This is a genomic window from Nocardioides daejeonensis, from assembly GCF_003194585.1.
In the GTDB taxonomy this organism is placed as follows: Bacteria; Actinomycetota; Actinomycetes; order Propionibacteriales; family Nocardioidaceae; genus Nocardioides; species Nocardioides daejeonensis.
The window spans coordinates 351986-366038 of the sequence record NZ_QHKZ01000005.1 but is presented as its reverse complement, the minus strand read 5'-3'; the positions used below and the strand labels follow the sequence as shown (position 1 = coordinate 366038).

The 14053-nt window shown below is 71.4% G+C and carries 12 protein-coding genes, 1 tRNA gene and 1 other RNA gene; 1 reads left to right on the top strand and 13 read right to left on the bottom strand.

What is annotated here, in order from left to right; all coding sequences use genetic code 11:
• Positions 1-80: 80 nt before the first annotated feature.
• From DNK54_RS15285 to DNK54_RS15240, 10 genes are all read right to left on the bottom strand, one after another.
• Positions 81-1133 carry an aspartate-semialdehyde dehydrogenase gene (locus DNK54_RS15285; protein ID WP_110207843.1) on the bottom strand — a complete coding sequence of 351 codons (1053 nt, stop codon included), beginning with the start codon at positions 1131-1133 and terminating at the stop codon, positions 81-83.
• On the bottom strand, positions 1130-2401 hold the full coding sequence (locus DNK54_RS15280; RefSeq protein WP_110207842.1) for an aspartate kinase: 1272 nt from the start codon (positions 2399-2401) through the stop codon (positions 1130-1132). Before DNK54_RS15280 ends, DNK54_RS15285 begins: the two co-directional genes overlap by 4 nt.
• 132 nt (positions 2402-2533) lie before the next feature.
• Positions 2534-3115, bottom strand: a complete 582-nt coding sequence (locus DNK54_RS15275) for a DUF5063 domain-containing protein (RefSeq protein WP_110207841.1) — start codon at positions 3113-3115, stop codon at positions 2534-2536.
• Entirely contained in the window at positions 3112-3708 is a 597-nt protein-coding gene (recR, locus tag DNK54_RS15270) for a recombination mediator RecR (protein WP_110207840.1), read from the bottom strand. Before recR ends, DNK54_RS15275 begins: the two co-directional genes overlap by 4 nt.
• 3 nt (positions 3709-3711) lie before the next feature.
• Positions 3712-4086: a YbaB/EbfC family nucleoid-associated protein gene (locus tag DNK54_RS15265; RefSeq protein ID WP_110207839.1), complete on the bottom strand. Its 375-nt coding sequence runs from the start codon at positions 4084-4086 to the stop codon at positions 3712-3714.
• 42 nt (positions 4087-4128) lie between these two features.
• Complete coding sequence (locus DNK54_RS15260) at positions 4129-6360, bottom strand: DNA polymerase III subunit gamma and tau (protein ID WP_110207838.1); 2232 nt, start codon at positions 6358-6360, stop codon at positions 4129-4131.
• A gap of 45 nt (positions 6361-6405) precedes the next feature.
• On the bottom strand, positions 6406-7359 hold the full coding sequence (locus tag DNK54_RS15255; RefSeq protein ID WP_110207837.1) for a glycoside hydrolase family 25 domain-containing protein: 954 nt from the start codon (positions 7357-7359) through the stop codon (positions 6406-6408).
• 68 nt (positions 7360-7427) lie between these two features.
• A complete protein-coding gene (locus tag DNK54_RS15250) occupies positions 7428-8726 on the bottom strand; it encodes a flavin monoamine oxidase family protein (protein WP_110207836.1) in 1299 nt (432 codons plus the stop codon).
• Between the two features lie 103 nt (positions 8727-8829).
• Positions 8830-9441, bottom strand: a complete 612-nt coding sequence (locus tag DNK54_RS15245) for a TetR/AcrR family transcriptional regulator (protein WP_110207835.1) — start codon at positions 9439-9441, stop codon at positions 8830-8832.
• Between the two features lie 118 nt (positions 9442-9559).
• A tRNA-Ser gene (locus tag DNK54_RS15240) sits at positions 9560-9647 on the bottom strand.
• 160 nt (positions 9648-9807) lie between these two features.
• Between DNK54_RS15240 and ffs the strand changes: the two genes are divergently transcribed.
• An RNA gene (gene ffs / locus DNK54_RS15235) (signal recognition particle sRNA small type) lies at positions 9808-9898 on the top strand.
• A gap of 76 nt (positions 9899-9974) precedes the next feature.
• Here ffs and DNK54_RS15230 read toward each other — a convergent pair.
• The 3 genes from DNK54_RS15230 to eccD are packed head-to-tail and all read right to left on the bottom strand — an operon-like array spanning position 9975 to position 14001.
• Positions 9975-11267 carry a S8 family serine peptidase gene (locus DNK54_RS15230; protein ID WP_110207834.1) on the bottom strand — a complete coding sequence of 431 codons (1293 nt, stop codon included), beginning with the start codon at positions 11265-11267 and terminating at the stop codon, positions 9975-9977.
• Complete coding sequence (locus tag DNK54_RS15225; RefSeq protein ID WP_110207833.1) at positions 11258-12646, bottom strand: type VII secretion protein EccB; 1389 nt, start codon at positions 12644-12646, stop codon at positions 11258-11260. The genes DNK54_RS15230 and DNK54_RS15225 overlap by 10 nt, the downstream gene beginning before the upstream one ends.
• Positions 12646-14001, bottom strand: a complete 1356-nt coding sequence (gene eccD / locus DNK54_RS15220) for a type VII secretion integral membrane protein EccD (RefSeq protein ID WP_110207832.1) — start codon at positions 13999-14001, stop codon at positions 12646-12648. The genes DNK54_RS15225 and eccD overlap by 1 nt, the downstream gene beginning before the upstream one ends.
• Between the last annotated feature and the right edge of the window lie 52 nt (positions 14002-14053).

Genomic DNA, 14053 nt, shown 5'->3' with positions numbered 1-14053 from the left:
GAAGCAGAGAGTCCCTGACGCTGCGGCCCTCGGAACCGAGTTCCGAGGGCCGCGACGTCAGGGACTTTCGCGTTTGCCGGTCAGCGAGCGGCGAGCAGCTCCGCAAGCTGAACGGTGTTGAGGGCCGCGCCCTTGCGCAGGTTGTCGTTGCTGATGAAGAGCGCGAGGCCGCGGCCGCCCGGGACGCCCTCGTCCTGACGGATCCGGCCGACGTACGACGGATCCTTGCCTGCCGCCTGCAGCGGGTTGGGGATATCGGTCACCTCGACGCCCGTCGCGGTCGCCAGGATCTCGCGGGCGCGCTCCGGACTGATCGCCCGGTCGAACTCCGCGTTCACCGCAAGCGAGTGACCGGTGAAGACCGGGACTCGGACGCAGAGCCCCGAGACCAGAAGCTCGGGAATGCCGAGGATCTTGCGCGACTCGTTGCGCAGCTTCTGCTCCTCGTCGGTCTCCTCGAGTCCGTCGTCGACGATCGAGCCGGCCAGCGGCAGCACGTTGTAGGCGATGTTGCGCGCGTAGACGCCCGGCGCGGGCAGCGAGACGGCCGCGCCGTCGTAGGCCAGCTCGCGCGCCTTGTCACCCGCGGCGGCGACCTGGGAGGCGAGCTCCTCGACGCCGGCCACGCCAGAGCCCGAGACCGCCTGGTACGTCGACACGACGAGCCGCTTCAGGCCCGCCTCGTCGTGCAGCGGCTTCAGCACCGGCATGGCGGCCATCGTGGTGCAGTTCGGGTTGGCGACGATGCCCTTGGGGATCTCGCGCAGCGCTTCGGGGTTCACTTCGGCCACCACCAGCGGGACCTCGGGATCCTTGCGCCAGGCCGAGGAGTTGTCGACGACGACAGCACCGGCCGCAGCGAACTTCGGCGCCAGCGCCTTGGAGGTCGCCCCGCCGGCCGAGAAGAGCGCGATGTCGAGCCCGCTCGGGTCGGCGGTCGCCGCGTCCTCCACGGTCACCTCGCGGTCACCGAACGGCAGCACCGTGCCCGCCGAGCGAGCCGAGGCGAAGAAGCGCACCTCCTCGGCCGGGAAGCCCCGGTCGAGCAGGATCTGCCGCATTGCCACTCCGACCTGGCCGGTCGCGCCGACCACACCGATCCGGGCGCCGCCCTGAGCCTGTCGAAGGGTCATCGTCCGGTACCTCCGTAGACCACTGCCTCCACCTCGTCCGCGTCCAGGTCGAACGCCGTGTGCGTTGCCCGCACCGCGGTGTTCACGTCGTCCTCCGCCACCACGACGGAGATCCGGATCTCGGAGGTGGAGATCATGTCGATGTTGACGCCCGCCTCGGCCAGGGTCCCGAAGAACTTGGCGGTGATCCCCGGGTTGGTGCGCATGCCCGCACCCACCAGCGAGATCTTGCCGACCTTGTCGTTGAAGATCAGCTTCTCGTAGCCGACCTGCTCCTGCAGCTTCGACAGCACCGACATGGCGGTCTGCCCGTCGGCGCTGGGCAGCGTGAAGGAGATGTCGGTGAGGTTGGTGTCGGCAGCCGACACGTTCTGCACGATCATGTCGAGGTTGATCTGAGCGGTGGCCAGCGCCTCGAAGATCCGGGCCGCCTCGCCGACCTTGTCGGGCACGCCGACGACGGTGATCTTGGCCTCGCTGGTGTCGTGGGCGACACCGGAGATGATGGCCTGTTCCATGGTGTTTCCCTCCGTGGGGTCGTCGACGACCCACGTGCCCTCCAGCTGGCTGAAGGAGGAACGCACGTGGATCGGGATGTTGTAGCGGCGCCCGTACTCGACGCAGCGCAGGTGCAGGATCTTGGCGCCGTGCGCGGCCAGCTCGAGCATCTCCTCAAAGGAGACCTTGTCGAGCTTGTGGGCCTTGGGGACGATGCGCGGGTCGGCGGTGAAGACACCGTCGACGTCGGTGTAGATCTCGCAGACGTCGGCCTCCAGGGCCGCCGCGAGGGCCACCGCGGTGGTGTCGGTGCCACCGCGACCGAGGGTGGTGATCTCCTTCGTGTCCTGCGAGACGCCCTGGAAGCCGGCGACGATGACGATGTGGCCGTCGTCGAGCGCGGAGGAGATCCGGCCCGGCGTGACATCGATGATCTTCGCCTTGCCGTGCACGGAGTCCGTGATCACACCGGCCTGCGACCCGGTGAACGACCGAGCCGTGTAGCCGAGGTCGGAGATCGCCATGGCGACCAGCGCCATCGAGATCCGTTCACCGGCGGTCAGCAGCATGTCCATCTCACGCGCCGGCGGCAGCGGGCTGACTCCAGCGGCCAGGTCCAGCAGTTCGTCCGTCGTGTCGCCCATGGCAGAGACCGCGACGACCACGTCGTGACCCTGCTTCTTGGTCTCCACGATGCGCCGCGCCACGCGCTTGATGGCGGTGGCATCGGAAAGCGAGGAGCCGCCGTACTTCTGCACGACAATGCCCACGGGTCCACCCTCTCGAGGTTGCAAGGAGACGCCCGGCAACGTTGCCGGGCCTTCGGCGCTGATTCTAGTCGGCGCCCCCGCGAGCCAGCCGTGCGTCCCGCCTCCCGGTCGCAGGCGCTGGAACGGTGGCGCTCAGCCTTGGGTAGGAGCTGCCTCGTCGAGCATCTCGTCGGCGGCCGCGACCTGCTCGTCCTCACCGGTGAAGTCGATGTCGAGCCGGTCGTGCGTGACGATCGACTGGAGCGCGCGGAGCACCCCCGACGCCTCGTTGCCCCAGGAGGCGACGTAGGAGAACTGCCACCACCACAGTGCCTCCTCCACCCGGCCGGCGCGCAGGTGCCGCAAGCCGTGCGCAAGCGCAGAGGCGACGCTGGTGAGGTCGTCGGAGATCACCGAGGTGCCGACCTCGGTGTCGACGTACGGGTCGAAGACCTCGGAGAAGACGTCGACGCCGTCGAGCATCTTGGCCAGGCGCAGCCGGAGCTCGTCGAGGTCGGGGTCCGGGCCGGCGTCGGGCTGGAACTCCTCGGCCGGGCTGAAGTCGGACTGCACTCCCAGCCGGGCTCCGGCGAGCAGCACCTGGGAGACCTCCAGCAGCAGGAGCGAGACCGCTCGCCCACTGTCCGCCTCCTCGGCGATCGCCTGCAGCGCCACCAGGAAGCTCTCCACCTGATCGGCGATCTGCTGCGCGAACTCGTCAAGATCGTTGTTCATTCCGCGGATCTCCTCCCTGCGAATGCCCGGCCGAGGGTGACCTCATCGGCGTACTCGAGATCACCGCCCACCGGTAGTCCACTCGCCAACCGCGTGACTCGCAACCCCAGAGGCTTGAGATTCCTCGTGAGATACGTCGCGGTGGCCTCGCCCTCCAGGTTGGGGTCGGTGGCCAGGATGACCTCCGTGATCTGCCCGTCGGCCAAGCGAGTGAGCAGCTCACGCACCCGCAGCTGCTCCGGTCCGATCCCGTCGATCGGCGAGATGGCTCCGCCCAGCACGTGGTAGCGGCCGCGGAACTCGCGGGTCCGCTCGATGGCCACGACGTCCTTGTACTCCTCGACGACGCAGAGCACCGTCGGGTCCCGGCGCGGATCCCGGCAGATCCGGCACTGCTCGTCCTCAGAGACGTTGAAGCAGACCGAGCAGAACTTGACCCGCTGCTTGACCTGCACGAGCACGTCGGACAAGCGACGTACGTCGACCGGATCGGCCTGCAGGAGGTGGAAGGCGATCCGCTGCGCGCTCTTGGGTCCCACCCCAGGAAGACGACCGAGCTCGTCGATCAGATCCTGGACGATGCCTTCATACACGCGTCAGCCCTGGCCGAATCCAGGCAGCCCAGGCAGCCCGCCGGAGCCACCGAGTCCACCAGCCAGCGGGTTGAGCTTCTCCTGCGCGAGTGCGTCGGCCTTCGCCTTCGCATCCCGGAACGCGGCGACCACCAGGTCACCGAGATCGGCGAGGTCGTCGACGTCGCTGCCGTCGAAGGAGCCGGCGGCGATGCGCACCGCGCGCAGGTCGCCGGCACCGTTGATGGTCACGGTGACGGCACCGCCGGCGACCGTGCCTTCCACCTCGGTCTCGGCAAGGGTCGCCTGCGCCTCCATGAGCTGCTGCTGCATCTGCTGGGCCTGCTGCAGCAGTGCGCCCATGTCGAAGCCGCCCTCGCCGAAGGGGTTCTGGGTCATCGGTATGCCTTTCGTCGGTGGGCCGGCCGCTGGCGCGACAGGTCAGTCATGCCGGATCTCCTCGATCACCCGGCCGCCGAGGGTGCGCTCGATGAGCTCCCGGCCGGCAAGTCCAGAGTTCTCGAGCTCGGGGTCGTCGAGGGTGGCGTCGGCGTCAGGATCGTGCTCCGGCGCACCACCGCGCTCGACCGGCGCGTCGCCGGTGCGCGTCGGCGCGATGGCTGCGCGTGCTGCCGAGACGGCTGCCGACGGCTCCGGGGACGGCGGCTCTGCTCCGGCCCAGTCGGGCGGCGCCGGCTCCTGAGGCGCCTCCATCCACGGCTCGGGCCGCGGCTCCGGCTCAGCGGGACGCACGGCCGGACGTGAGGCCACCGGCGCCGGCTCGCCCGGTTGCGCACCCGGGTCGACGATCGCGACCACCTTCCAGTCCTGACCGACGATGTCGATGGCGGCCTGCCGCACGATCTCGTCGCTCCCGCCACCGACGAACGAGTCGCGCGCGCCGGCGTTGGTGAAGCCGAGCGTGAGAGTCGACGCGTCGACGGCCACCACCTGGGCGTTCTGGGTCAGGTGGATCCAGGTCACCCGGCGCCGGGTCTTGGTGGCCTCCACGATGTCGGGCCAGAGTCGACGCACATCGGCAAGGCTCAGACCACCGGCCGCCGGGGCAGCGGACTGCGCGGGAGCGGTAGGCGCCTCCTCCCGGGGCGGCTCCGGCGCGGGAGCACCGTCCGACGGCCCGTGCTGTACGGCGGCAGATGGCTGCGGCGCGGCGGCAGGCTGCGCCTGCTGAGTGCTCGCTTCAGGCATGGGCGCAGTCGTCGCTGCCGACCAGCCCTCCTCCGCCGATGGGCCGGGGGACGACGACGTGCTCTCGGCCGGCGAGGCGGCTGCAGGTTGGTCAGCAGCGCCGACCTCTGCCGAGGCCGTCTCGGTCGGCGCTTGGGCCTGGACCGGCTGGTGCCGAGACGGGGCCGGAGGCTCTGGGGCCGGGGGATCCTGCGCCGCGGCCGGGGCCGGGGCGTGTGCCGGGGGGACAGCCGGCGAGGCAGGCGCCTGCGGCGGAACGTCGGCCCGGACAGGCGAGCCCTGCAACGCGTCGCCGGTCATCGCGACTCGTCGCTCCAGCCGATCGAGCCGCGCGGCGAGGCCGTCGGCGCCATGGTCGGCGGCCGGCAGCAGCACCCGTGAGCAGACCAGCTCGAGCAGCAGGCGAGGAGCCGTGGCGCCGCGCATCTCGGTGAGCCCGGAGGCGAAGAGGTCGGCGGCGCGGGTCAGCGAGGCGACGCCGAAGCGTGCCGCCTGGGCCGTGAGTCGCTCCGCGGCATCCTGGGGCAGGTCGATCAGGCCGGTCGCCGGAGCATCGGGCACGGCGGCGATGATCACCAGGTCGCGCAGGCGGCGGAGCAGATCCTCGGTGAAGCGCCGTGGGTCCTGCCCCGTCTCGATCACCTTGTCGACGACCCCGAAGACACCGGCGCCATCGGCGGCTGCGAAGGCGTCGACGATCTCGTCGAGCAGGCTGTCGGGCGTATAGCCGAGCAGGCCGGCGGCCAGCTGGTGGGTGACCCCGCCGGCGCCCGCGCCCCCGAGGAGCTGGTCGAGCACGGACAGCGTGTCACGGGCAGAGCCACCGCCCGCCCGGACCACCAGCGGCAGCGCGGCGGCATCGATCGGCACGCCTTCGCGCTGGCAGAGGTCGGAGAGATAGCCCGAGAGCAGCTTGGGCGGGATCAGCCGGAAGGGATAGTGATGGGTGCGCGAGCGGATCGTCGGCAGCACCTTCTCGGGCTCCGTCGTCGCGAAGATGAAGCGCAGGTGGGGTGGCGGCTCCTCGACCAGTTTCAGCAGGGCGTTGAAGCCCTGCGGGCTGACCATGTGAGCCTCGTCGATGATGTAGACCTTGTAGCGACTCTTTACCGGGGCGAAGAACGCCTTCTCACGCAGGTCGCGGGCATCGTCGACGCCACCGTGGGACGCGGCGTCGATCTCGATCACGTCGATCGACCCCGGACCGCCGCGCGCCAGGTCACGACAGGACTCGCACTCGCCGCAGGGATCGGCGATGGGCGCACGCTCGCAGTTGAGCGCGCGCGCCAGGATCCGCGCCGAGGTGGTCTTGCCGCAACCGCGCGGCCCGGAGAACAGATAGGCGTGGTTGACCCGGTTGTTGGCCAACGCGGCCCGCAACGGCTCCGTGACGTGCTCCTGGCCGATCACTTCCGCGAAGGTCTCGGGCCGGTAGCGGCGATAGAGGGCGAGGGGTGCATCCACTCTGTGAACCCTAGCCAGCCCCACCGACAAGAGGTAGCGGCAGGCTCAGTAGCGGAAGAACCAGCGCTCCGGCTCGAGCTCGACGCCCGGGCAGGGCACGTTGTGGTCCCGGCCGTCCTCGACCCACTGCACCAGGACCGCGTTGCCGCCCTGGAACGACCAGCCCTCGCCACAGCGGCTCTCGGCCTCTCCCTGGCCCCGGTCCCCCGCAGGGCGCCACTCGGGCGCGTAGAGCCGGAGATCACCGGCGATCGCGGACCACATCGACGGCAGCGAGTAGGCGCCGATCCGGTAGCCGGTCTCTCGGTACCCCCGCGCCATGCCGACGATCACCGCCGCGTTGGCCGCCTTGTCTTCGCTCCAGTCGAACTTCGGCACAGGCTCGACGTCGATCCACACCAGCGGTACGTCGAGTCGCAGCTTCCGCAGCGTGGCCGCGTTGTAGCGCGCAGCGGCGTACCCCACGTTGCGCAGCGCGCCCAGATCAGAGCTGCCGTCCCACGGGCCGGTGCCGCCGTACTCCTCGATCTCCTCCTGCCGCGGGAAGCTGACCACCGAGTAGGCGCCGATCCAGAGATCACGCTCCTGTGCCCAGGCCACCTGCTCCTCGATGCAGGGATTGCGGGTGAACGACGGGCTGTTGGTGAGCCCGATGATCACGAACTCCGAGTCCGCGTCGGGCATCGGCTGCCCCTGGCCCTGCTTCTCCGGGATGCCGACCCCCTCGGGGCACTGCGGCCAGCCCACATCGGCACCGAGCTTCACCGTCTCCGGAGGCGCCTCCGCGCTCGCGTCGGTCACCGGGGGCGCCGACTTGTTGTATTCGTCGACCAGCGAGGCGAGATCGGAGGGTACGACGGCCCCCGGGGCATCGCCCTCGGGCGCGGAGCCGCTCGCCGCCGAGGTCGGCTCCTCCTCGACCAGCTGCTCGCCACCGCCACACCCGGTGAGCGCGAGCACACCGGTGAGCGCGGCGGCAGTGAGCAGGCGGAGACGCATGGCCGTGAGGATAGTCGGCACTGTCGACAGCCGGCGTCACTCCGCCGCACCGCACCCGCTTCTCCGACTCACCCGCCGCCAAGCTCGGCAAGCACCGTGCGCGCCGCACGGCGGCCGGACTCGATCGCGCCGTCGAGATAGCCCGGATGGTCCACCGCTGTCTCCGCCCCCGCCCAGTGGATGCCGTCGACCGGCTCGGAGGCGAGGTCGTACCTGCCGTCGGTGGCGCCCGGAGCGGGGAGCACCACGTAGCCTCCTCCCGCGTACTCGTCGAGGTGCCACGACTTCTCATGCCACCCCGCGTAGCGGCGTACCTCCGAACCGAGGTGGGGCTCGAGCGCATCGAGGACCCGGGTCCGCCGAACCCCGCCCTCCAGCGCGTCCAGGGCGCGCGCCTCGGCACCACCGAAGAGCAGGGTGAGATGGCCGGGGCCGCCCGGTGGACTGGTGTCGAAGACCGCTCCGCCCGGCCTGCCCAGGAGGAGCAGCTCGCCGCCCCGCCGCTCCCGCCAGAAGGGCCGCTCGTAGACGGCGATCGCCTTGTGGACGGTGCCCAGATAGGTGCCCTGCTCCAACGCCGCGCGCCGGGGCGGGAGGGGCGGATCGTGCACGATCCGCGCGGCCACCGGCGGCGGTACCGTGACGATGACGCGAGCAGCGCGGAGCCCGCCGCCCTCCGTCTCCAGCGTGATCCCCTCCGGTGCGCGCACGATGCGGGTGACCCGGTGTGCCAGGCGCACGCGTTCGCCGAGCTCGTCGGCGATCCGCTCAGCGAGCGTGCCGACCCCCTCCGCCACCAAGGAGTCCTGAGCGCCTCCGCGCGTCGACAGCATCGTGCGCAGTCCACCTTGCCGGGAGATCAGGTCGATCATGGTCCGCGCCGAGAGCCGATCAGGGTCCGTGGTCCACGAGACCTGCGTGAGCACCTCGAGCAACCGCCGGGCGCTCCGGCCCGGGACGCGGCCCAGCCAGGACGCGACGGTCAGGTCCTGCCACGTCGCGCGTGACTCGCGTCGAGCGGCGAGCGCCAGGAGCGCGAGCGCCGCACCGGCCGGCAGGCCGGCTCGGACGAGTGGCGTCGTACGACGTGCGCCGTCGGTCACCAGCGGAAGCGCTCCGGTGTGCATCGGGAAGACGGTGGCGCCGAGCTCCGCAGCCAGCTCGGTCACCCGGTGATGGTCGTGGCCGATCCAGGTGCCGCCGAGGTCGAGTCGCGAGCCCAGCACCGACGTCTCCGCGAGGGTCCGCCCGCCAACCCGATCAGCGGCCTCGGCGACGACCACGTCCACGCCAGCGCTGACCAGTTCGCGGGCGGCGACCAGCCCGGACAACCCGGCCCCCACCACGACCACCGTCGTCTTGTCCATCCTGACTCCTTAAGTCGGACGTCCGTCCGACTTAAGAGCGTACGCCGCAGCGCCGGTCGACCACAAGCCCGCCCGGGTGCCGGGGCGAGCGGTCCTCCCGGCGCTATCCCTCGGCCGGCCGTGGGTCCGCGAGCCGCAGCACCATGTCGACGGCGTACGCGGTGTCACCCCGCACCCGATCAGCGTCGGGGCACGCGATGTATTGGATGATGAGGCCGTCCTGGACGGCCAGCAGCAGGCGTCCGAGCACGTCGAACCCCACCGCGCACCGCTCCCCCGAAGCCCGCGCTGCCTCTTCGCAGAGCTCGGCCAGCAACGCGGTGTAGCGCTGGAACGCGAGTCGGGCCAGCGCACCACCGCGATCGCTGCGCGCCGAATACATCGCTAGCTCGTACTGCATGATCTGCAGACCCACCCGGTTCGCGAGCAACTCCTCCCAGAAGAGCGTGACGCCGTGTCTGAGCGCGTGCTCCAGCCCGTGTTCGGGGGAGACCTCGGACCGCAGCGAGGCAGCGACTTCCTCGACCACGGTGCTGATGACCGCCGCCAGGAGCTGATCCTTGGAAGGGAAGACGTAGTGCAGCGTGCCCAGCGGCACGTCTGCCGCAGCAGCCACCGCACGCATCGTGGCGCCGGGCACCCCCACCTCCTCCAGGACCCGGATCGCGGCAGCGACGATCTGCTGCTCCCGCTCCGTCGCCTTCACGTACACCACGCGGCACCTCCTTCGGCGGCCGAGTCTCGCACGGTCCGCGACCACGCTGCTGAGGGCCAGCGCACCTCCCGCCCGGAGAAGCAGAGAACCGCCGCCCGATTCCGGACGACGGTTCCGATGGCGGAGGTAGGGGGATTCGAACCCCCGAGGGCGTTAACCCAACCCGCTTTCCAAGCGAGCGCCATAGGCCACTAGGCGATACCTCCGCGGAGGAGCCTACCTGTGGGCGTCGTACGGATGAAATCCGCCCACCCCGCCGTCGGACGTCATGCGTTCAGCGAGCCGACGCGAGCGAAAAGCATGACGTGGCCGTCGCGGAGGGAGCCGGAGGTGGGGTGGCTCCGGGAGATCGTCTAGAGTTGGGGCAACCCCTCGTGCGGCGGCATCTCGCTGAACTCCCCCAGGGCCGGAAGGCAGCAAGGGCAGGCGGGCTCTACCGGGTGCACGAGGGGCCTTTCTCTTTCTGGACGCAGTCGTGCGTACGCCGGCAACAGCCGTGAGCTGTGGTTTCTCGACCGGACGAAGCTGGCGTCTCAGCGCTGCTGTCGACGGGCCAGCGGTCGCAGCAGCAGGGCGAGCACCAGCGCGCCACCGGCGAAGAGCCCCCACCAACGGAACTGCCGGCGAGCGTCCGCCAGCTCGTCCTCCGCCGCAACGGGCGCGCGCAACGGAGGCACCGTCTCGACCTCGGGCTCGCCCCTGACGAGCCGCCCGTCGCGGCCGATGTCGAGCTCGGCGGTGAGGGCGGCCACCGGCTGCACCATCCCGTGGCCGTCGAGGGCATGGGCCGAGGTGACGCCGCGAGCAGTCGCCTCGATGCGGGTGCGCACCTGAGCGGCAGTGAGGTCGGGGTAGCGCTCGAAGACGAGGGCGGCCAGGCCGCTGACCTCGGCGGTCGCCCAGCTGGTGGCGACGCTGGGCAGGAGGCAGGTCTGCCCCTCAGCACCCACGGTCTTCGCTCCCACGACCGGCGCCGCGACGTCGACACCCGGACCGGTCTCGACGTAGGAGGGAGCCAGGCTGAGGTCCGGCGCCAGCGCAGTGACCGCGAGCACGTCGTCGTAGCGCGCGGGGAAGGGCACCCGGTCCTCGCCGGGCTGGAAGGCATCCTCGTCGGGGCCCGTTGCCCCGGCCTCCGGCTGGGGGCGGTTGCCGGCCGCCGCCACGACCAGCACGCCCGCCTTGCCGGCAGCGCGCACCGCCCGCTCCAGCGCCGGGCTCTCCTCACGCACCGACAACGAGATGTTGATGACGCGGATGTTCTGCGCCCTGCGGCGAGCGAGTGCCTCGCGGATCCCGCGTGCGATGTTGTCTGCGGTCACGCCGGTCAACGCGACCTGGGAGCTGTAGCTCTCCACCAGCTCGCGGCCGCCGTCGGCCACCCGGATGGGCACGACATGGGCGGCCGGCGCCACGCCGAGCACCTCGCCCTCGGCGTGACCGGCGACCAGGCCGGCAACCCAGGTGCCGTGCCCGTCGTACAGCTTGCGTTGCACTCCGGGAACGCTCACCGGGCTCCGCATGCTGAGGTGCGTCGACGCCGCCGGGTCGACACCCGTGTCGAGGACGGCCACCCCGATCCCCTTGCCCGTGGCCCAGCCGTGCGCCTCGGCAAGTCGCAACGGCTCGGCGATCGCCGACGACGACTCTGCGTCCGGCGGCCGGCTCTGGTAGTCGCCCTCCGGGCGTACGACGACACACACCTCGTCCTCGTCGACATCGGCCGTAGCCGGACTCACCCACAGCTGCGAGGTGAGCAGCACCAGGCCGGGCAACAGGAGGCGGCGACCGCGCCGCCCCGAGGGGGCGGTGGCGGCTACTCGCATGACGACTGCTGCTGCGACAGGTCCGGGACCCCGAGAGCCAGTTGCTGGGAGAGCTCGGGGCCGCAGTCGCTCACCAGCTCGAGCCAAGCGTCGGGGACAGTGACCGGCTCGTGCCCTCCATAGCCCAGGCGCTCCGCCGTGTCGCCGGCCGGCCCGCCGAGTGCATAGCGGCGCCCCCAGCGGTCGATCAGCCACGGCTGGCCGCCGGCGCGAGCGCCATGGTCGGCGCTGAGCACGTAGGCACCCCGGCCGACAGCGACGTCGACCCGGGTGCGTCCGCCCGTCTCGGCGGCACTGGCCGGCGGCGCAGGTGAGACGGCGAGCCGGCTCACCGCAGCGCGACCCGGCGCCGCGTCAAGCACCAGGCAGCCCTCGGCAGTGCCGTCATCGTCTGCGTCGACGTCGGTAGCCTCGGGCAGTTGCGCCGGCCAGGTGGCCGGCACGGGGATCGGCGCGACTCCGAGCGGTCCGCTGCTGGTCGCCTCGGGTGCATCGAGCAAGGTCCGGTAGATGGCCTCCGCGAAGGCGTCGAGCGGCATCGGCCCGTCGTCACCGATCAACTGACGCTGCCCGTTGACGGAGACGACCTGACCGACCGTAGGCGAACCCTCGCGGGCCCACGAGGCGGGCTCCCCGAAGGTCCGGACCGGGAAGGTCTCCTCGGTCAGGGCATCCCCGACCGGCAACAGGTCCAGCCACGTGGCCGGGACCTCGCCGAGGTCGGGAACCCCTCGCAGTGCGCTTGCCAGGTCGTTGCGCACGCGCTGGCCGCGCGGCAACGGCAGCCGGTGGGCGCCACCCTCGCCCTCCACCACCAGGTAGTGGGAGTCCTTGCCTGGGCCATGGGCGAAGAACGCACCGGTCGGTGCGGGCGTCGCGGTCGCCGCATCATCGATGCGCAGCCGCATCCCACCGGCGTCGGCCACACACGCCGTCCACCCACTGTCGACGAGGTCGTCCGCGGCCGGAGGATCGTCGGGGGCCCCGAAGATTCCGATGAACCGGTCAGAGGCCGCCTTGTTGATCTCCTCCTGCGCGACTGAACGCAGCTGGACGTCGTTGCCGAGCAGCAGCATTCCCGAGGTCACGTTGACCAGGCGCAAGGGTGGAGCGCCGTCCTCCAGGATGACGTAGGTGGTGTTGCGCTCCCCCACGATGATGCCGGCATCACGCCAGTCCGCCGGCGTCGGCGTCTTGAAGAAGCCGGCGATCGCGGCACCGGCCAGCAACAGGACCGAGAGCGCGATTCCTCCGACCAGCGCGCGGCCCTGACGGACCGGCTCCACCTCACGGCCGCCCGGGGCTCCGCTCAGGAAGGCGGTGACCAGGCGGCGGCGGCTGAAGGCGTGCGCCTCGACGAGATCCCGTTTGCTGGCCATCAGCCGCCGACCACACCGAGGGCGACCAGGAGCAGGGGCAGCAACGCGACAAGCGCGACCACCTCGGCGACGTCGCCGACACGGCCGCGCCGGACCGACTCCGTGCTCGGCACCAGGGTCGAGGCCAGCAGCAGCGCGCCGGTCGCCGCAAGCACCACGGCCAGCGAGGGCCGCCAGTCCGGATGCACGACCAGGATCGACAGCGCCGCCACCAGGAGCCCGAGCACGCCGGAGGCCAGGCCCACCAGGACGTGGCTGCCCGAGCGGTACTGGCGAGTGCGCAGCATCACCACGGCACACCCGGCGACGACGACCAGGCTCCCGAAGAGCCCCAGGGAGACCGCCATCGGCGCGATCAGCACCAGCAGCGCCCCGACGGTGACCGAGACCGCGAGTAGCAGCTCGTGGCCGATCTGGGCGTCCTGGCGGACCTGGTCGGCGTGGATCGGCAGCGGCTCCGCCGTGATGTCTTCGGTGGAGTAGACCTGGGCCACGCGGGTGCGGGTCGAGCTGAGCGCGAGCCAGGGGAGCAGGCTGCCGGCGATCACGACGACCACCAGCACGATGGTGAACGCCTCGGCGACCTCGTCGACTCCAGCGGCGTCCATCACCAGGCCGCAGGCCGCCAGGATGCTGCCCACCACGACGGCCGGGATGAGCAGCACTCGCCCGGCGTCGAGGCCGACCAAACCGACCAGCCCCGCCACCAGCGCTCCCCCTCCGCCTGCGGCGAGGGTGACCGGGTCGGTCAGTGGATGGTCGGAGACGGCCATGACCGCGGCGACGGCGGCGTACCCGGTGCCGAGCCAGGCGAGGCAGACGGCGGCCTCGCGCTCCCGTTGCGCCCGGCTCAAGGTGATGCCTCCGACGATCAGCAGGAAGGCCGTCACCGCGGCAGCGGCGGCGCCCAGCACCGACTCACGCTGCAGGAGCAGAGCGAACGCACCGACCAGCAGGAGCCCGGTCGCCGTGGTGAGCGCGGTACGACGTCCGGCGGCCGGCGACCACGGACGCAGGTCGCGCTCCACCGCGTCTGCCATCGCCTCCACCACGTCGTCGTAGACGCGTGGCGCCGCGTCGTTGACCCCGGCGCCGACGGTCAGCAGTGCGCCGTCCTCGATGCCCTGGAGGATCAGGCCGGCATCGCCGGAGAGTCGGCGGCCGTCGGGCGCGGTGAGGTGGTAGCCGCCATGCACGGTGGCGGCATCGAGCAGCCCGACACCGCGAGCGAGCTCAGGTGCCAGCTCAGCGACCGGGACCGCCCCCGGAAGCACCAGGTCGATCCGGCGACTGCCCGAGGCCACGGTGACCCGGACCAGGCCCGAGGTGCTGGGCGACATACCGGGCTGCGTCATCGGTCCCCATCACTCCTGTCGAGAAGCGGGCCACGCGGCCCAGTGACTGCCC